The organism is Flavobacterium sp. P1_E4 (assembly GCF_056405915.1).
On sequence record NZ_JBFUBE010000001.1, the window covers coordinates 1 to 17908 of the forward strand.

Sequence of the window (17908 nt, forward strand, 5' to 3'; positions counted from 1 at the left end):
AGCTTGGTGAGGTCAATAAATTCTACAAAAGCATCTATAAAACGAACTTGATTATCGGGACTTATAGCGTCTTCTAAACTAGAAAAACGCATCTGATGACGGGAAATTCCTGTGATATGCTGCATTCTTAAAAATACGAAAATTCCTGTTTTGACACAACTTTTTTGTTATATTTGGTGATATACAAACGGAGGTTTTTTCACAGACTGACGTTAGTGATCATTGCAAAAAAAACTAGATGGAAACAAACTTTCAAAAAAGAATGCTCATTGATTCAGGAATGATATTATTTCTGATTCTGTTTCCTCATTTTATACCACTTCCATTCTATTCTTATTCAATAATCTGTTTTATAGCCATTCTAATTTTTCTAAAACGTAGAGAGAAAAGTTTGCGCGATATCGGGCTTCAAAAAAACGGAATCAATTTCAAGACTATTTTAATCGGAATTTTGACGGCTTTGATCTGGGTTGCCTTTATGAGATGGGTATTTGTACCAGTTATATCTAATCTATTTATTGTTCCTGATTATACAGAATATGATTTTATAAGGAACAATATTTCAAACCTAGTAATCACAATTGTTGCCTCATGGATTGTTGGAGGTTATTATGAAGAAATAGTTTTTCGAGGTTTCATAAATTCAACGTTTGAAAAATATTGCAAGTCGTTTTGGATTAGTGCATCCATAACAAGCGTATTATTTGGAATTTATCACTGGCAACAAGGTATATTTGGCATTATTGCAGCAATTCTTGGTGGTCTCTATTGGAGTTTTATCTATTGGTATTTTGATAAGAATTTGTGGCCCTCAGTTCTCTCCCACGCAATATTTGATACAATCGTTTTAACTTTAATATATTTAGACTTATTTGGAAAATAGCAACCAACTACTAACAGCTAATACAACGGATTTGGGCAATTCGCTTAATGGAAAGTTTATTTTGCTTTTGCATGATTTACTTCGTCTATTCGCTATCGCTCGGGTGGCAATTCCGAAAATAGGGCTTATGATGAAACGCTGTCAACAATAAATTATCAATTTAAAATTAATTAAAATGTCAACAATAATATTATTAGCTATTAAAAAATTGAAGTTCACTTCAGTTTTATTAATAACTTGGGGATGTTTAGCAATAAACCAGTTGCATGCTCAAGATGTTTCAGTAAAATACAATGAACATAATTTGAATTTTACATACAATGGCAATGAAATTTTCGGCAAACTAATTACTCCTGTTTTCTACAAAGATAAATTACCTGTTATCGTTTTTGTTCATGGTTCTGGCCCAGAAGATTATAGTTCATCGGATAATTATAGGTATTTATGGGAGGAGTTTACAAAAATCGGCTTTGCTTGTTACTCTTGGAATCGTCCAGGTGTTGGAGAATCTCAAGGAAAATGGTATGAATTATCCGTACAGGATAGAGCCAACGAGGTAATTAATGCAGTTAACAAACTCAAAACCTTGGATATAATTGACAATTCAAGAATAGGTTTTTGGGGTATAAGTCAAGCAGGTTGGGTAATTCCAGAAGTTGCTAAAAAATTCGAACCCGCTTTTGTAATAACTGTTTCTTTACCAGTAACAACAGCATTTAAACAAGAATTATACAGGGTAAAATCGGAAATGAAGGCAGCGGGTTTCACCCGAAAAGATATACACAAAGCGATTTCATATAACAAAAAGCTTTTAAAATTGATAAAAGATGAGAAACCCTATGAATGTTTTTTAGCATTACAAAAAGAAACCGAGGGCGAAAAATGGGCTGATAATGTGATCAGAGGCGAAGAATTGGTGTATAATTATTTAAGCATTGTTTTAAAAAAAGATAATGCACCTGATCTTACTAATCTTACTTGTCCAATATTAGCAATTTGGGGAGAAAACGATTTGGTAGTACCTCCAAAAAAGAGTTTTGAGACATATGAAAAACAATTGCAACTCATAAAAAACGGTAATTCTTTATTAAGAATTATTCCTAAAGCAGACCACACACTCACTTATAATCTAACTGGACAACGTTCTGAAACCATAAAGCGAAGAGAGCAATATAAAAATACTCCTAAAGAAATATTTGCAATAGGTTATATTTCGTTAATGACAAATTGGTTAAAAGATTTGAAAAAAATCCAAAAATGAATTTGATTTTCAAGGAATAATTCAAACCCCAATGGCACGGATATGTCTCTGCAACGATAGTGCGGTTTTCTAAACCGTGCCTACAAAGAGAAGTCACAAAACAAGTATTTAAGATAAAACTAAGAAAGCCATTTCATAACGATGTGGCTTTTGTTTTTTTACATCATTATTACTGATGTGTTGGTGATTGCGAAATCCCCTGCATTTTTCCCCCCTATTATCCCCAAACTTGTCATTTCGACGGAGGAGAAATCTCCGCAAGTAGCTCCGCAATCAAACTAAAAAAAAATTACTTTGTCGAATAGTATTGCGGAAATTTCTCCTCCGTCGAAATGACAATATTGTTTGCAAATGTGTATTGAAAAAAGAAATACCTGTTAGAAAAACTAAATATAAACTGCTTGAGGGATTACTTCACTATATATTTATTTTCATAGGAGTTCAGTGAATTTCATTTGAAGCAAGCTACCAAAGTAGCTCGGATAGCCCGACCCAGTAAAGAAAAAAGCCCAACTCATCGCATCTGTGAGTTGGGCTTTTTTCTTTACTGGGACACGCCCATATTATCCTTCTAATTTAGAAAATGGGCTTCTGCAATTTATTATGCTGTAGTACTTTCAGGTTTGTCATCCATCCAGGCGGCAAATAATTTGTAACCGATAGAGAATATGATTGGTCCCACAAATAAACCTACAAATCCAGACATCATGAATCCGCCGATTACGCCAAGGAAAATAACTAACATAGGTACTAGAGCTCCTTTTCCTAATAACAATGGTTTTAGGACGTTGTCTGATAGGCCGCTTAGGACAAAAAACACTGACCATAAAGCCGCTGCGGTGGTATTATCCAATGAAAACAGATAGGCAATTACCCCAAGGTTGATGATGATGGGACCGACTTGGATAATGGAAAGCATCAAACAAATAACCGTTAACACACCCGCAAAAGGGATACCTGCGCCAAAGAGTCCCACAGCCTGAATCAGAGTTTGGATAACGGCAACGCCTAATATTCCTTTGACCACTTGATATACTGTTGATACCGAAATATCCAAGAATTCGTCACCTGAATCACCTGAAATCCTCTTGATGAAATTGGTAGCCAAAGCTTGGGCACTCGCTGAAACCATTAACACTCCCGCAATAATTACGGAGAGGATTACCTGCAACAAAGCAACGGTGGAACTGAGGACGCTGCCCAGTAATTTTTTGGACAATTCTACAATTTGCTCTTTGTATTCAAGCACTCCTGCTTTTAAATCTACGGATAATGAATATAGAAAGTCATAGGCTTTGTCCCCTATCAGAGGCCAATCTTTGATGTTTTGGCCTGGTGTAGCCACTTTCAAAGTACCGTTTTCAACTCCCGTTTTTATTTCGGTAATGTTTGAGGTAACCGTGTTTACGAATAATACTGTTGGCGAAATAATAATAATCAACAATATTGCAACGATTATGAATGATGCAAGACTTTTGCGCCCTTTCAATTTCTTTTGCAAGAAATTGTATCCCGGATATAGTACTATTGCCAATATTATTGCCCAAAGAATCGGCATCATAAATGGCAATAAAAGTTTAATACAAAATCCTAAAATTAGGAAAACTAGTCCTAGCTGTAAAATGACTTCAAAAATCTGTTTGCTTTTGAATGGGTTTGAATTTTCCATAAGAATTGATTTAAAGATTAGTTAAAAATTGTGAATATGATTATTGTTTTTGTTTCTTTTTGGCACTGTTTTCATTGGCATCCGAAACAAGACGACCAATAAGAATTACAGGGTACAAGACCCCTATAATGGCTTCGATTTGCACCATTGCTCTTGCAAAGGGATGCAAAGGAAAGATATCTCCATAACCGGTTGTGGTAATTGTTATATAACTGAAATACAAGAAATTTGCCTGTAAAGTATTGCTTTCAAAAGGCGGTAACGTGATTTGAAAAGCACCGGGAATATGTTCGTAGATAAACTGATAAACCACAGACCAAAAATTGGCTAAAATCATATACACCACTATGGAACCTATCACTCTATATCCAGTGATTGGCCCTGGTTCTAAAACTTTTTTCAAAACCAAAAAAATCAACAATCCAAAAGTGGAGATGGTAAAAATGATGTCGGCCAATAAAACAAAAGGAGTCGGTCGAAAAACCGAAATCCATCCGAATAAGACAAAAAAGAATGGAATGATCGTCAACAAGACTGTTTGCTTTTTGGATTTGGATAACGAAAAAATCCCCGCAATCAGAAACAACATCCAAAATACATTGATAATAACCATAAAGGAAGAATAGCTCCCAAATATTGGAATCAGGATAAAATGCATGATACAAAGCAAGATAAACATACCGCTAAGTCCACTTTCTTTATCCCACAAATGATTCAAAAAAAGAAATTTTTTATTTTTTGCCATTGCTTTTAAAATTATGAGTTATAAATTATGAGTTATGCTTTCACTTTTGACTTAAAACGGAATAGGTTCTACCTCAACGCTACCAATTGGCCGTCGTCCTAATCGAAACAAAAGGAGAACCAGAATCGGGAAGAAACACAACGCAGCCATTACCAGATAAATATCTTTGTAAGCCAACATCATCGCTGACTGTGACGTTTGATTGGACAGGCTTTTTTCGGCTTTTTTTTGAGCTTCCCATGCCGATAATCCTTGAAGCATATAGTAATTTTTATTCTTATTTAATTGTGCTTTGGCCATCGGATTTAATTCCGTTAATTGTTGGCTAAGACCTGTTTTATGCTGCACATTCATATTGGAAATAAAAGTTCCTAAAATGGCCCCGCCCAATAATGAGGCAAAAACTGCACGCGAAATCACACCGCTCATCATTCTGGAATCACCCAAAGGTTTAGGCACATTTTCGGATATATATAGCGATGCTGCTGGATACAAAAAGCCAATGGCGAGCCCTTTGAATATAAAAGGTCCGAAAAAATCGGAGGTATCAATTTCTGGATAAAATCTAAAATAAAGAAGGGTATGATACATTCCGTAACAGGCAAACCCCGTAATCCAAAGCGTAGCCAAATAAATTCTTTTGAACAAAAGATAAGTAGATAACGGAATGGCTATAAAAAGCCCTATCAGAATGGCTAAATGGGTTCTTGCCACATAAATACTGTCGAAGCCTAAAATATTTGTCATAAAACCAGTTACAACACTTCCTGTGCCGTTCATCATTCCGGTATAAAAAAAGAGCAAAGAACCTAAAACTACGTTTCGGTACTTATACACATCGGTATTGATTATGGGATTGTCGGTAAATCGAACGTGGAGTAAATAAACACCAACGATAACTAGCAAAAAGGCAGTTGCCGTAGCCACTTTCGGATCAGTCAGCCAATTGCGGGTTTGGCCTTCGGCACAAAGAAAAAGAATAACCATAAGAAACAAGAGTATGATGAGCCAGCCTCTCCAATCAAATTGAAAAACTCCTTTCATGGGGGCCACATCTTTTCTATAAAAAATCCAAGCTAAAAGTATCGCCACCAAAAAATTGATATTTAAAAAGTAAATTCCAAAAGTCCAATTGTGAATACTCGTCATTTCCGTTCCAAAATATTGGTACAACTGCTTACTACCCTGAAGAATAAACTGAACGATACCATACAAAATGGGCATGTTAAAAGTCGGATTGTATTTTAGGATTATAGGAATTATGGTTGCAAAAATCCCAATGATTGATAAAATGGCCAACAAAGCCCGCCAAACGGTAAACCATTCAATAGTGGTTGCATACAACGTAGCGGTATTGCAGATTATGGACAAAAAACTAACGGACAAAATCATCGTTCGCATCGGAATCTGTTTTCCGATTTTCAATCCCAAGGGTAAAAAACCCAACATTGCAAAAAAAGGAATATAGGTTGAATAGGTAAAAACAGTTGTAGAAGCTCCAAAATGTCCCAATATCTGTGAATTATCATAGGAGGTTACATTCAATGCATTAAAAAAAGGAATCGTAAGGAGGTAAAGTCCTACAAGGGTAAACACACTTCCTTTTTTTATTGAACCCATTCTTTTTATTTTTTTATTTCCACAGTGACACTCATCCCTGGTTTTACGGCTTCCAATTCTTTTGCGGAAGCTTCAAAATCAATTTTTACAGGAATTCGTTGTGTGATTTTTACAAAATTTCCAGTCGAATTATCCGGTTCTACCATTGAGAACTTAGCACCAGTTGCAGGTGAAAAACCGACCACTTTTCCTTTAAATTCTTTGTCGTAAAGCGCATCAATAGTAATAGTCACTTCTTGTCCCGGTTTAATTTTTTCAATTTGGGTTTCTTTAAAATTGGCAGTCACCCAAACCTTTTGACTCAAAACTAGCGTTGCCACCACTTGATTGGCGTTAATAAGTTCGCCTACGGATATAGTTCTCTCTCCCACATAACCATCGGCAAGTGCAACGATACAGGTGTAAGACAACTGCAATTGAGCATTTTCTAAATCAGCTTTTTTTCGATCTACAGTAGCTCTTGCCGCTTCGAGATTGGTATAACTTTGTTTTGTTGACGAAGCACTAGCCAATAACTCTTCCTCACCTGCGTTCAGATAGGATTTAGTCGATTGAAGTTTGGAAACCACTTGATCGTATTGATTTCGTGTCACGGCTGAATCGGCATACATATTTTTGAATCGTTCGTAATCTTTTTGAGCTTTATCAAGATCGGCTTTGTCTCCAGATAATTTATCCTTGGAAGCTGCTTCTTTGGAAGTCGCAGTAACAATAGATTGTTCCAATGAATGAAGATTTCCTTCCGCAACAGCCAAATCAGCTTCTGCTTGTTTTATTTTTATTCTATATTCCTCATCATCAAGAATTACTAAAGTATCTCCTTTATGAACAAACTGATGAGAATCAAAACGAATTGATGCCACATGGCCCGTTGCCCTAGCTGTAATACTGTTGATATAGGATTCTACTTGGGCATTATTTGTTGTTTCATACCGATGAAAATCGAAAAACAGGCTTAATATCCAAAGCCCTCCTCCTATAATGAAAACAAAAGAAAGAATAGTCAATATCGTATTCCTCTTTTTTTCGCTTTTTACGGCATCTTCGTTGGTTGTTTTATCTTCGCTCATAAACAAAAAAATTAAAGTTTACCCATTGCATACTGCAGGGAATAGTATTGAATAATCGCATCTATATTGGCATTATTCAGAGAAATTTTCGCTTCATTCAACTGCAATTCGGCATCAACAATATCACTAATTACCGCAAAATCATTATCATAGCGGCTTTTTACGATTTTGTAATTACTCAGTGCCAAATCAACATCTTTCTTAAAAGTTACAATATTCCTCACGCTTTCCGTAAATCGGACATAAGCTGCCTTTACATCTTGATTGATTACATCCTTAGTAGCCGCAAGTGCAATATTGCTTTTATCTATTTGCAGTTTATCAGCATTAACTTTGTGTTTTATATTATAAAAACTGGAAATATCCCAATTGAGTGACAGACCTGCCGCCCAATAATTTAGAATATTATCGGTATAGTTAGGCCATTGCGCAGGATATTGCGTATTGAAAAGTAAATTGGCATTGATATACGGTTTAAAACCGCTCTTGGTTATATCCAAAGAAGATTCGGCAATCTTGACATTGATTTCCGATCTTTTGATTTCGTAACGGTTTGCGTAGGCTTCAGACAAGCTTTCTTCTAAGCTCACCTCTTTTTTAGGAATCAAAATACCATCCAATGCCGGTTTTAATTTGGTATTGGTAGGCAGTCCAGTCAATATATCCAAATAATTACTGATCAACTCGATTGAATTCGAACTGCGAAAAACTGCCACCTCAAAATTCGACTTTTGCAATTCGGTTCTTAACAAATCACTTTTAAGGTTTTGACCATTGGATACCCTAGATTCCAATTGCTTGATTCTCAAATCAGTATTAACAATATTTTGTTTGGTAACCTCGATTTGCTTGTATAACTTTTCGAGAGTAAAAAACTGTGTGGTTATAGTTTGCTTGATTTCTGTTTCAGTCATCTTGGCAACCGATTCCTGCATACTGACCATTAGTTTTTGCTTATCAATCTGATTGTTGATCACTCCTCCATAATACAAAGGCATGGACGCAAAAACATTGGCAGAAGCTTGTTGGTTATAAAAATCAACAGTGACATTCTTTTCATAAAACCCCTCAAAGACTTTGGGATTCCCAATATAATTATAGGCCATATTCATACCAAAAACAGGTGCTTTGGCTATTTTGGTTTGGTCTAAATTTTCATTGGCAATAGTAACATCCGAATTGGCAATTTTAAGCTGATTGTTATTCTGAATACCCAACTGTATGGCTTCATCTAATTTTATGATTCGGGCCCCTTCGTCATTTTGAGAAAATCCGACTTCATAAAAAAAACAAGCTATTACAAGAATAACAAATTCACATTTAAGGTTTTTAAAAAAAGGATAATCCATCAGCTAATTTTAATTTAAAAAATTCAACTTGCTAAAAAAAACATGATATACTTACCAAAAGCTAAAATCACACTAAAAACTCATAATCAGCAAGATAATCACACAAATATAAGTATTTTAACAACTTTATAACAATAAATACATTAATAATAATTATCTCTTAATAGTACATTTATAAAAATAAATTAACAATTATAGCATTATTAGAAATAGAATAAACTTCATCCTCTCAGACGACTAGAAAAAAACATATTGATAACCAATACTGACGGAATCATAATTTAACCCAATACTCTTAAAGGTTCCAGTATTAAACTGTAATTTTATCGACTGCATTTTGGCAAGAGGCATAGAAAATGTAGCACCAACTCTAGAACTATTAATAACACTTCCTGCAGGCAAATCATTAATAACAGTTTTCCCGCCGCTAAACCAATTAAGATTAATTCCAACCCACATTTGATTCTTGAAATAATAACTGGCATGGCCTTGAAAAGAAAGGACTGGTTTTTGCTGCAAATCTTTATCACCAAGAAAATCATTATTTTGGGTATAAAACCAAACTCCCGAATAAAGTTCAGCGTAAACATGTTCGAAGCGCTTGGACACACCAACTTCTGGCTTGAATCCCCAACGATTGGCTCCTATGTTAATTCTTTTATCGGCATAATAAACACCTGTTGGAACTGAAATGACCAAACTTGTCCCAAATATTGTTTTTTGCTGATATTTGGCAAAATCTTTTCTTTCTAATGCGGGAGAACCAAATAAATTAATCCCAAACCGTATACGCATATCACCAAAACCTGTTCTATTTCCAGTGACTCTTTCTCCACTTACTGTAGCCTTTCCATCCATAATTACATAAGGAATTGCTACTTGAATCCTGGCTAATTTATTTGCCAAGCCAAAAGTGTGCATATACCCTACTCCAAAATTATTACTTGAAATGACAAAATCTGCAATAGGTAAAGTTGGTTCTGAAACAACATCACCTTTCATGAAGCCATAAGAGCCCACTATAATATTACCGCCTTTAGGCAAATTTGCATAAACCCTTGGTTCAAGATCCTGTGCCATACACAAATTGCAAACAAAGAAAAGGACAATTAATAAAAAATTAATTTTCCTAACACAAAACACCCCTTGTTCAACCATATTATGAATTTAAAAAAAATAAAAAAAGTATCTAAAATAGCATTTGAAGCAATTTTAGCCATAACTCCAAATAATCAATAGTCATCCAAAAAATTGAGACTAAAAAAACCTCAAAAAAATTGAGGCCTTTGATTTTCCGTTATGTATTTTAGAATCGATAACCTATACTGATATTGTATCTAAACCCAACAGCGGTAACAGATTGCACACCTTTTTTTTCTATACCCTCATCTCCGGTAATTCCCTCAACTCCCGGAAACCTATCCTTTATTGCTTCGATTACTTTCTGATATACTTCATTATCTTCAATACCTGGTATACTTCCGTCTAATTTTGCATTAAATTTATATCTAGTGATTGAAGGTCCAAATAAAACACAATCGATAACAAATCTATCCCACAATACGAACTGATATCCTAACTCACCACCAATATTAGTTAAGTTAAATTTTGAAGAAAGATTAACCGTATTAACAACATTATTAGAATCAGTATAGTCTATGTCTCTATCCGTTGAAAATTGAAAAAAACTTACAAAAGGGGCCAAATAAACACCTCTCGGTGCTTTGTATTTGTTGATACTTCCCAAGTAAAATCGGTAATCTGCCCCAACGGAAAATCCATCCCTACTACTTTTTTTAGAAAAACTGGCATTATTACTTAAATCTACAGTAATTAATGGAAACTCCTGATATCCGGCAAAAATATTCAAACTTTGATTTTCTTTAATAATCCGCTCATAAGAGAACTGATATGAATTATCATAAAGTAATGTATTGGAAACATTAAACTTCACGGAATTCTTAAAATCTCTAGAACCTGATTGTGAGAAAACTTTGATTGAAGATATGAATAACACAAAAGTAAAAATGAGGACAATTCTAAATGGAGTAATTAAATTTTTCATGATTATTTTTTTAAATTACATAAAACTAGGAAAGCATATTAACAAATTTAACATTTTTTTTCAAAACAAAGAAAGAAAAATTAACACTTTTTATGACAAAAGAACTTATAATTAGTGATACTTAAAAATACTATTAAACTTACTATCAATAACATCCAAAAATCTATTTAAAGTTACAAAAAAAAAGAGGCCATCTATATTTTTAGACAGCCTCTTTTTTCTTAGTAAATAAAAACTTATTTCACTTTTGTCATTTCTATTTCACCTACAAAAGGGATAGCATTTTGCAAGCTACTTCTAATCTCAGTTTGCAAATAAATTTCAAGTTGGATGAATTTCGTAGCATTTATTGCTCCTATAGCTTTTTTGGCTTTTTCATAATAAGAACTATATAACTTATCATATGCTATATTATTTTTTAATACACCTTTAGCAATCACATCGGCTTTCTCATCTGTCAAAGCAGCATAATCTGTAGCATATTGATTAATTAAATAAACTTTTTCTTCTCCAAGTTTTTTTCTTTCTAATTCATAGGCGTCATAGATTTTTACAAAATCTGTAGCTTGAGTACCAGACAATGCCATATACTGTCTCACCAATTCTGACTTAGATTTACCATAAACCGATTGTACAACATCAATATCATCTTTCAAAGTGGATTGGGCAAATGTTGTAGCTGAGAACACTACTGCAAATAATAAAAATAATTTTTTCATGTTTGTGTTTTTAAATTTAGTTAATTTCTCTCAAATATAAGAATTTCTCATTAAAATATTATTAAATTTAAAAAGAAATTCATCATAAATAACTATTTACCAAAAACTAAAAACTTAAAAAGTTTCTCCTGCATTGAGATAAAATCCATTGGAATGATTTCCTATAGCATAATCCAAAACAAGATTAGTACGAGTAGCTTTATCAATTAAAAGTCTTAAGCCAAAGCCAAATGCAGGCTGAACATATTCAAAAAGCCCAATGCGATCATATTTATTACTTGCGGTTGTGAAATTTGTAAAAACTGTTCCACTAAGAAGCTGATTACATGTTATAGGAAACCTTAATTCGACTTGAAAATAGGCTAAATTATTTCCTCTAAACAGTCCTTGTGTATAACCTTCTCCACTTCGACTGCGTTGATCCCAGCCTATAGCTGGTAAATTTAAATACGGAACAGCGCCCTTGGTTACAAATTGTCCAAAAGCCCAAAAACCTAACACAAAATGTTCTCTTTTAGGATCCATTGGAACAAAATACCTAAACTCAGTAAACAAAACATTACTTGCATCTTGGTCATTAAATATATCTGCATTAAACCTAAAATCAACATTTGCAAACCACCCTTTTCTTGTATTAATCTGGTTATCTCTAGAATCGTAAATAAAATTAAAACTTAGTCCATTTACAAAATATTCATTTTCATTAAATCCATTTAGAACACTATAATTATAGTGGTTAGTCAACTTTCCATTTTCAACATCTAGGTTTTTATCCACGATTGTCGAATACCAATCTATTTCTACCCCTCCACCTATATAAAAATTCTTTTTAATTTCCCATGAAGCAGTTTGATGAAACTTAAAATAGTTATAATCCATAGGTTCTTTAATCGATTCAATATCAAAATCAGGGTCTTCCCTATTTGTTGGAACAATATTGGTACCTAGACCATAATTGGGTTGAGTAAAAACATACAGCCGGTAATCTCCTCTAAGATAGATTGTATTGTTTTTCAATAGAATATTATTTTTAGCATTAATCAATAACTGTTTTTGGGTAGTAAAAGTCACTCCCAGATTTGCAGAAGAATATTTATCTGAAATCCCTTTCCCTTTGAAAGTATATTGTGCTGTTGCACCATAGCTAAGCCCTGTTGCCGGCTGTATCCCAATTACAGGAATGACAAGCAAAAAACTATTTTTAATAGGTTTTACAACCAGCATTGAATCTTTCTTTTTAAACAATTCGAAAACCGTTTTTGGTGGACATGGTTTATCAATATCAGAATTAGTTTGAGCATTAACCAAACTTTGATTTCCAAATAAAACGATGAAAAATGTGATTAAAAATTTTATCATAACAGATATTTACTTTTCTTTAAAAAAAAGTATTTAAGTTTTGGTTGTCAGGAACCCACTTTTCATCTCATCGGAAGAAAATGTTTTTTTTAATGTGTCTTCCAACTAAACCAACTAATTAGTTTTATTGGAAACAAAAACAAACGTATAATAATGCAATTATATCAAATCCAAAATCACAATTAAGCAACCGTAAAACCGAAAGGATTATTTTGCTTTTAGTTTTTTAATATTTCCTCTATAGTTAATCGAATTACGATAATTTGAACCAATAGTTAAAGAAGCACCTCCTTCAAAATAAACCGTCAAAATAATAGAATAATTATCTGAATTGTCTTTAACTTCAGCTTTTATTACATAATTCTTCTTGCCTTTTGTCACGGAATAATCTTTTATAGGGCCTTTAAAATCCAAACCTCCACCACCTCCATAAGCCGCTCCAGCATAGGCTCTTCCAAAATAAGGCATTTCACTATGAATGGAATCGTTTTTGAATCGCAAATAATTTGCATTTGTAGTCAAATCTATGCTTCTACCTCCCTGTGGATAGGCCATATCACCCTCAAATTCGAACTCTTTAGAATTAACAAGAGTTTCTACTTCTTTTTGTTTTGCCTGTTTTTGTTCCTCTTTTATTTGCTGTTTCGTTTTTTCTTGTGCAAAACTTATCAGCATTGAAAAAGAAAGAAAAAAGGATAATACAAATCTTTTCATGAGTTCTTTATTTTTGTAATAAAACGAATAAATTCTAAAATTAATCTTGATGAGCAAATCGCATCATAACAATATTACCTAACAAAAAGTTTAAGGTTTTCCCATCATCAGTAATTGTGTACGACTCTATTTTATTTAGAGTGTCCATAAATACAGAATCCCCATTACCTTCACAAGCCATCATGGTCATGCCTATTTTGGCATCTTTAAAATTAATTTTAGCACCATCTATAAGCAAAGCCCCAAAATACTGATTGCAACTATTGTTTCCTGCAATTTTATTTTCTTTTAAATCAAACGCAATTGTAGGCTTTTTATTTGGAAACAAACCATCGAAAGCAATTTTAGGTCCTGTAATATATTTTAATTCCCAAGTTCCTCCAAGTGATGTAGTTTTTACGGCTGGTTTTGAAGTGGTGCATGATATAAAAATCACGCAAAAAAACACTAATAATGAGACTATTCTATTCATGAACAATGAATTAAAATTAAAATTATACTATGTAAAAATAAGAAAAATTAATAAGAAAAAGACGTTTTGATTCCAAATTTGCTTTTTAAAAAAGGTATCATTATTTTCGTAAAAAACAAAAAACATCATGACACTACTAGGAATAGGTTCCCGAATTGAACACCCAGAATATGGAAAAGGAGTAATAACTAATGTCTCTTCCAAAGAGTATTGGGTAACCTTTATAGAAAATGGACTAGAAACCATCTCTTTGAACGATGAATTCAAAATTATCGAAGCTACTGTAGACGAAGTGGATACCGTAAGCTTTTCGGAAGTCGAACAGAGTTTACGAGATCTTTTGAAAAAATGGTCCGACGTTTCCGAAATCGTACCAATTGGAGACAAATGGAAAGGTGGGAAAATTATTTTGGAACCAGGTCAGGCTGGATTAGCTTCCAAAGAAATTCCAATTGACACTTTCTTCCATAAAATAATAATGGTTCGTGATCGCTTACGGGTAATGGAACAAAAGATAAACAGCAGCAAAATTGAAGAAATAGAAAAAATAGAATTGCAGCAATACATCACTCGTATTTATGGCAGCTTGACTTCTTTCAATATATTATTTAAATCGCCAACCAACCATTTTGTTGGAGAAAAGTCAAAATAGATTTTAAGAAACAATTAATTTTAATACGCTTTTTTATACGTAATTTTATAATCCAATTATAATTTTTTAAAATCATGAAAAAAATAATCTTTTCTGCTGCCCTAATTATCGCCGTAATCATTGGCTGTAAGACCAATAGCAAATCTAGTGATGCCAAAAGCCTAAATCTTGTTTTTGAATCAAAAAGTAATAGTAAAGTTACTGGAACAGCAACTTTTACTGAGAAAAATGGTAAAGTAACTTTTGTTGCCAAAATTGCTGGATTACAACCTGGAATTCACGCCATTCACATTCATGAAAAATCAGATTGTTCTGCCGCTGACGGCAGTTCTGCCGGAGGACACTGGAATCCAACTTTTAAAAAACATGGAAAATGGGGTGAAGGAGAATATCATAAAGGAGACATAGGTAATTTTACTGCCGATGAAAAAGGAAACGGAACAATCACTATGAGTACTGACGAATGGTGTATTGGTTGTGGCGATGCTACAAAAGACATCATTGGCAAAGGACTTATAGTTCATCAAGGTGCTGATGATTTTGTAACTCAACCATCAGGAAATGCTGGCGCAAGAGTAGCTTGTTCAGCCATAATAAAATAAATAGAAATTTCTCTTGAAAGAAAAAGAACATCTCTATTTCAAAAATGCATCAGATTGGCGAGAATGGTTGCATAACAATCATCATTCGTCAACTGGTGTATATTTAATTTTCTATAAAGTAAACAGTCCTTTTGAGAGCATGCGTTGGGAAGAGGCTGTTCAAGTAGCCATTTGTTATGGCTGGATTGATTCAACCGTCAGAAATGTGGATGAACATAGTAGAAAGCAAATCTTTTCCCCTAGAAAAAGCAAAAGTGTTTGGAGTAAACTCAACAAAACCTATATAGAAAAACTCATTGCAGATAATCTGATGCACGAAAGTGGCTTGGCCAAAATTGAAATTGCAAAACAAAACGGTTCATGGACATCATTAGACGCAGTTGAAGATTTAATAATCCCTGAGGATTTAGCCCAAGCATTCGAACAAAATCAAATTGCCTTCCAGAACTACAAAAATTTTAGTCCTTCCTACCGAAAAAGCTATCTATATTGGCTTAACCAAGCTAAAAGAGCTGAAACCAGAAACAATAGAATTGCCATTATAATTGACCTTTGTCAACAAAATAAAAAATCAAGAGACTGATTAAACCATTACTTTTTTTATCCGTAAAAAACGTCTAAAAACGTATTTCTAAACCTTTAGTCCAAATACATAGGCTTAAAAATACTTTGGATTATCGAATCTTAATTTTCTTCAATTGAAAAAAGAAAATTTCACAAAAATTTCCAAAGAGCTTATTTTATAAATCTAAGAAGTACATATTGATACATAAAAAAACATAGCTTTGCATAATCAAAATTAAGCAATGATTAACCCTTCAGCATCTGGTTGGATAGATAAATTCTTTACAAAGCTAAAGCTATCAGAACACACTGTATCTGAAACAGAAGATAGTTTTTATCAAAAATTAAGGGATACTGGCTTTATATATGGTCACATCATTTCATTTGATACTCCTTTTGAAATAAAAACCAAAGGTTGGTTCAAAGAAGAAATTTCCAAAATAGCCTTACTAAATGCTTTATATGGTATTTATTCATTAACAAATAAAGAAAAAGATTCGTCACTATTTGTTGAACAGGCCAATGCTTTTTACAAACAAATGCATCCGGAAGGCTTTAGTTTATTTAAAAAAATACTGCCCAAAAGCAATACACTTCTAACGTTGGAAAACATAATTGACCAACGCGTACAAACGAATGAAAACATAATCAACAAAAATTTTTCTCATTTAGTTACCAATGCTCTTCTATTTATTGATGTTTTGGCTTTTCGCCAATACTTGATTCATGATGAAATTCCTGAAAAATATCTTAAGAAAATTGAAGAAACGGTTGTCAATATTGTAACTCTGGCTTTAAAAATAAAAACCAATAAATCGCAATACGATGATTTGTTGATCAAATTATTTGAAGCCTCAATTCGCTACAGTAAGTTTTCAAAGAAAGAGAATATAACTTTAGAGAATTTAGAGTTAAACTATTTCAATGCCGAATTGGAAAAAAAATACCTAATTGACATTGCAGGAATGGCACTATGGAGTGATGGAGTTATTGAAAATAACGAAGCCTACTTTTTGCATACATTGGCAGAAACCTTACTGGTCGAAGATGATTTTGTCGCAGAAAGCATTATCAGCACTGATGGATTTATTGCCAAACATAAAAAAGACATCCCCTATTTTAATTATTCAAATCCGGTAAAACATTTTTACGATCAAACCACGAAAAGTGTCATTACTTTGATTTCACGAAATAAATCTAGATTAATAAAAGAGATACTTGAAAGTAAAGAATTGATGCTGCTTTTGGCACATTCTACACATAGAGATTTGGACGAAAAAGAAAAGAAAAAGGTAAAAAAACAATTATTAGACATTTGTAAAACTGTGCCATCATTGACCATATTTCTACTTCCTGGGGGCAGTTTACTACTTCCTATTTTGATTAAATTTATTCCAACACTATTACCTTCTTCATTCAATGAAAATTTAGATAATGAGGATTAAACATAAAAAAGGCTGTCTATAGTTTTAGACAGCCTTCTTTTTATAAACACAGCTCATTATATTAGAGCCATATTAGTTTTTAAAATTCAATTGATACACTTCATCCAAATCCTTATCTGAGCTAAAATTAACCCCCAAATCAGTAACGAATCCAGAGTTTAATCCATAAACCCATCCGTGAATAGTTACATCCGTACCATTCTTCCAAGCAGATTGTATAATGGATGTTTTAGCCAAGTCAAATACTTGTTCTTTTACATTGATTTCTACAAAAGCATTAAAACGTTCATCCTCATTTAGTATAGAATTTAAATATTTATCATGTAAACGATATACGTCTTTTATGTGACGAATCCAATTATCAATGATTCCTATAGAATCGTTACCCATGGCTGCTTTTACTCCACCACAACCATAATGACCGCAAACAATAACATGTTTTACCTTCAATACATTTACCGCATAATCAAGTACACTCAACATATTCATATCCGAATGGATAACCATATTGGCAATGTTTCTATGAACAAAGACCTCACCTGGTTTGGCTCCAATGATTTCATTTGCAGGCACACGACTGTCTGAACAACCAATCCACAACAATGGTGGTGTTTGTCCCAAAGCTAAATCTTTAAAATATTCTGGGTCTAATTCTAATTGATCTTCTACCCATTTTTTATTATTGTCTATTATTTTTTTATAGAAATCACTCATTTTAG

Annotated in this window: 18 protein-coding genes; 6 read left to right on the forward strand and 12 right to left on the reverse strand. The window is 33.2% G+C overall.

Annotation, left to right across the window (positions count from 1 at the left end; genetic code table 11):
- Nucleotides 1-238: 238 nt before the first annotated feature.
- Together AC1DY0_RS00005 and AC1DY0_RS00010 are read left to right on the forward strand one after the other, a co-directional pair.
- Entirely contained in the window at nt 239-883 is a 645-nt protein-coding gene (locus tag AC1DY0_RS00005) for a CPBP family intramembrane glutamic endopeptidase (protein WP_477186640.1), read from the forward strand.
- A 175-nt stretch (nt 884-1058) separates the two neighbouring features.
- Entirely contained in the window at nt 1059-2144 is a 1086-nt protein-coding gene (locus AC1DY0_RS00010; RefSeq protein ID WP_477186641.1) for an alpha/beta hydrolase family protein, read from the forward strand.
- Between the two features lie 601 nt (nt 2145-2745).
- On the opposite strand, the gene AC1DY0_RS00015 is transcribed toward AC1DY0_RS00010, so the two are convergent.
- The 11 genes from AC1DY0_RS00015 to AC1DY0_RS00065 all read right to left on the reverse strand — a co-directional run bounded on the left by AC1DY0_RS00015 (nt 2746) and on the right by AC1DY0_RS00065 (nt 13926).
- Entirely contained in the window at nt 2746-3813 is a 1068-nt protein-coding gene (locus AC1DY0_RS00015; protein ID WP_477186642.1) for an AI-2E family transporter, read from the reverse strand.
- A 40-nt stretch (nt 3814-3853) separates the two neighbouring features.
- The gene (locus AC1DY0_RS00020; protein ID WP_477186643.1) at nt 3854-4558 is read right to left on the reverse strand and encodes an ion channel; all 705 of its coding nucleotides are present in this window, start codon (nt 4556-4558) and stop codon (nt 3854-3856) included.
- 51 nt (nt 4559-4609) lie between these two features.
- Nucleotides 4610-6178 (reverse strand): efflux MFS transporter permease, encoded by a 1569-nt coding sequence (locus AC1DY0_RS00025; protein WP_477186644.1) that lies wholly within the window; start codon nt 6176-6178, stop codon nt 4610-4612.
- A 5-nt stretch (nt 6179-6183) separates the two neighbouring features.
- Entirely contained in the window at nt 6184-7248 is a 1065-nt protein-coding gene (locus tag AC1DY0_RS00030; RefSeq protein ID WP_477186645.1) for an HlyD family secretion protein, read from the reverse strand.
- An 11-nt stretch (nt 7249-7259) separates the two neighbouring features.
- A complete protein-coding gene (locus AC1DY0_RS00035; RefSeq protein WP_477186646.1) occupies nt 7260-8597 on the reverse strand; it encodes a TolC family protein in 1338 nt (445 codons plus the stop codon).
- Nucleotides 8598-8834: 237 nt separating this feature from the next.
- Nucleotides 8835-9677: a transporter gene (locus AC1DY0_RS00040; protein WP_477186647.1), complete on the reverse strand. Its 843-nt coding sequence runs from the start codon at nt 9675-9677 to the stop codon at nt 8835-8837.
- A gap of 226 nt (nt 9678-9903) precedes the next feature.
- Nucleotides 9904-10662 carry a hypothetical protein gene (locus tag AC1DY0_RS00045; RefSeq protein WP_477186648.1) on the reverse strand — a complete coding sequence of 253 codons (759 nt, stop codon included), beginning with the start codon at nt 10660-10662 and terminating at the stop codon, nt 9904-9906.
- A 236-nt stretch (nt 10663-10898) separates the two neighbouring features.
- Nucleotides 10899-11381 carry a hypothetical protein gene (locus AC1DY0_RS00050; protein WP_477186649.1) on the reverse strand — a complete coding sequence of 161 codons (483 nt, stop codon included), beginning with the start codon at nt 11379-11381 and terminating at the stop codon, nt 10899-10901.
- A 114-nt stretch (nt 11382-11495) separates the two neighbouring features.
- Nucleotides 11496-12740: a BamA/TamA family outer membrane protein gene (locus AC1DY0_RS00055; protein WP_477186650.1), complete on the reverse strand. Its 1245-nt coding sequence runs from the start codon at nt 12738-12740 to the stop codon at nt 11496-11498.
- 207 nt (nt 12741-12947) lie between these two features.
- Complete coding sequence (locus AC1DY0_RS00060) at nt 12948-13454, reverse strand: DUF4251 domain-containing protein (protein WP_477186651.1); 507 nt, start codon at nt 13452-13454, stop codon at nt 12948-12950.
- Between the two features lie 40 nt (nt 13455-13494).
- Nucleotides 13495-13926, reverse strand: a complete 432-nt coding sequence (locus AC1DY0_RS00065) for an META domain-containing protein (RefSeq protein WP_477186652.1) — start codon at nt 13924-13926, stop codon at nt 13495-13497.
- Between the two features lie 127 nt (nt 13927-14053).
- Between AC1DY0_RS00065 and AC1DY0_RS00070 the strand changes: the two genes are divergently transcribed.
- From AC1DY0_RS00070 to AC1DY0_RS00085, 4 genes are all read left to right on the forward strand, one after another.
- The gene (locus AC1DY0_RS00070; protein ID WP_477186653.1) at nt 14054-14578 is read left to right on the forward strand and encodes a hypothetical protein; all 525 of its coding nucleotides are present in this window, start codon (nt 14054-14056) and stop codon (nt 14576-14578) included.
- A 74-nt stretch (nt 14579-14652) separates the two neighbouring features.
- Nucleotides 14653-15180 carry a superoxide dismutase family protein gene (locus AC1DY0_RS00075; RefSeq protein ID WP_477186654.1) on the forward strand — a complete coding sequence of 176 codons (528 nt, stop codon included), beginning with the start codon at nt 14653-14655 and terminating at the stop codon, nt 15178-15180.
- Nucleotides 15181-15193: 13 nt separating this feature from the next.
- Nucleotides 15194-15763, forward strand: a complete 570-nt coding sequence (locus AC1DY0_RS00080; RefSeq protein WP_477186655.1) for a YdeI/OmpD-associated family protein — start codon at nt 15194-15196, stop codon at nt 15761-15763.
- A gap of 223 nt (nt 15764-15986) precedes the next feature.
- Nucleotides 15987-17189, forward strand: a complete 1203-nt coding sequence (locus AC1DY0_RS00085) for an LETM1-related biofilm-associated protein (RefSeq protein WP_477186656.1) — start codon at nt 15987-15989, stop codon at nt 17187-17189.
- Nucleotides 17190-17261: 72 nt separating this feature from the next.
- Here AC1DY0_RS00085 and can read toward each other — a convergent pair whose 3' ends face one another.
- Nucleotides 17262-17903: a carbonate dehydratase gene (can, locus tag AC1DY0_RS00090; protein WP_477186657.1), complete on the reverse strand. Its 642-nt coding sequence runs from the start codon at nt 17901-17903 to the stop codon at nt 17262-17264.
- Nucleotides 17904-17908: the final 5 nt, after the last annotated feature.

Coding starts and splice junctions, on each gene's coding strand:
- AC1DY0_RS00035 (WP_477186646.1), bottom strand. CDS start 8,597: ATGGATTATCCTTTTTTTAAAAACCTTAAATGTGAATTTGTTATTCTT.
- AC1DY0_RS00075 (WP_477186654.1), top strand. CDS start 14,653: ATGAAAAAAATAATCTTTTCTGCTGCCCTAATTATCGCCGTAATCATT.
- AC1DY0_RS00040 (WP_477186647.1), bottom strand. CDS start 9,677: ATGGCACAGGATCTTGAACCAAGGGTTTATGCAAATTTGCCTAAAGGC.
- AC1DY0_RS00060 (WP_477186651.1), bottom strand. CDS start 13,454: ATGAAAAGATTTGTATTATCCTTTTTTCTTTCTTTTTCAATGCTGATA.
- AC1DY0_RS00025 (WP_477186644.1), bottom strand. CDS start 6,178: ATGGGTTCAATAAAAAAAGGAAGTGTGTTTACCCTTGTAGGACTTTAC.
- can (WP_477186657.1), bottom strand. CDS start 17,903: ATGAGTGATTTCTATAAAAAAATAATAGACAATAATAAAAAATGGGTA.
- AC1DY0_RS00015 (WP_477186642.1), bottom strand. CDS start 3,813: ATGGAAAATTCAAACCCATTCAAAAGCAAACAGATTTTTGAAGTCATT.
- AC1DY0_RS00065 (WP_477186652.1), bottom strand. CDS start 13,926: ATGAATAGAATAGTCTCATTATTAGTGTTTTTTTGCGTGATTTTTATA.
- AC1DY0_RS00030 (WP_477186645.1), bottom strand. CDS start 7,248: ATGAGCGAAGATAAAACAACCAACGAAGATGCCGTAAAAAGCGAAAAA.
- AC1DY0_RS00045 (WP_477186648.1), bottom strand. CDS start 10,662: ATGAAAAATTTAATTACTCCATTTAGAATTGTCCTCATTTTTACTTTT.
- AC1DY0_RS00020 (WP_477186643.1), bottom strand. CDS start 4,558: ATGGCAAAAAATAAAAAATTTCTTTTTTTGAATCATTTGTGGGATAAA.
- AC1DY0_RS00055 (WP_477186650.1), bottom strand. CDS start 12,740: ATGATAAAATTTTTAATCACATTTTTCATCGTTTTATTTGGAAATCAA.
- AC1DY0_RS00050 (WP_477186649.1), bottom strand. CDS start 11,381: ATGAAAAAATTATTTTTATTATTTGCAGTAGTGTTCTCAGCTACAACA.
- AC1DY0_RS00005 (WP_477186640.1), top strand. CDS start 239: ATGGAAACAAACTTTCAAAAAAGAATGCTCATTGATTCAGGAATGATA.
- AC1DY0_RS00010 (WP_477186641.1), top strand. CDS start 1,059: ATGTCAACAATAATATTATTAGCTATTAAAAAATTGAAGTTCACTTCA.
- AC1DY0_RS00070 (WP_477186653.1), top strand. CDS start 14,054: ATGACACTACTAGGAATAGGTTCCCGAATTGAACACCCAGAATATGGA.
- AC1DY0_RS00085 (WP_477186656.1), top strand. CDS start 15,987: ATGATTAACCCTTCAGCATCTGGTTGGATAGATAAATTCTTTACAAAG.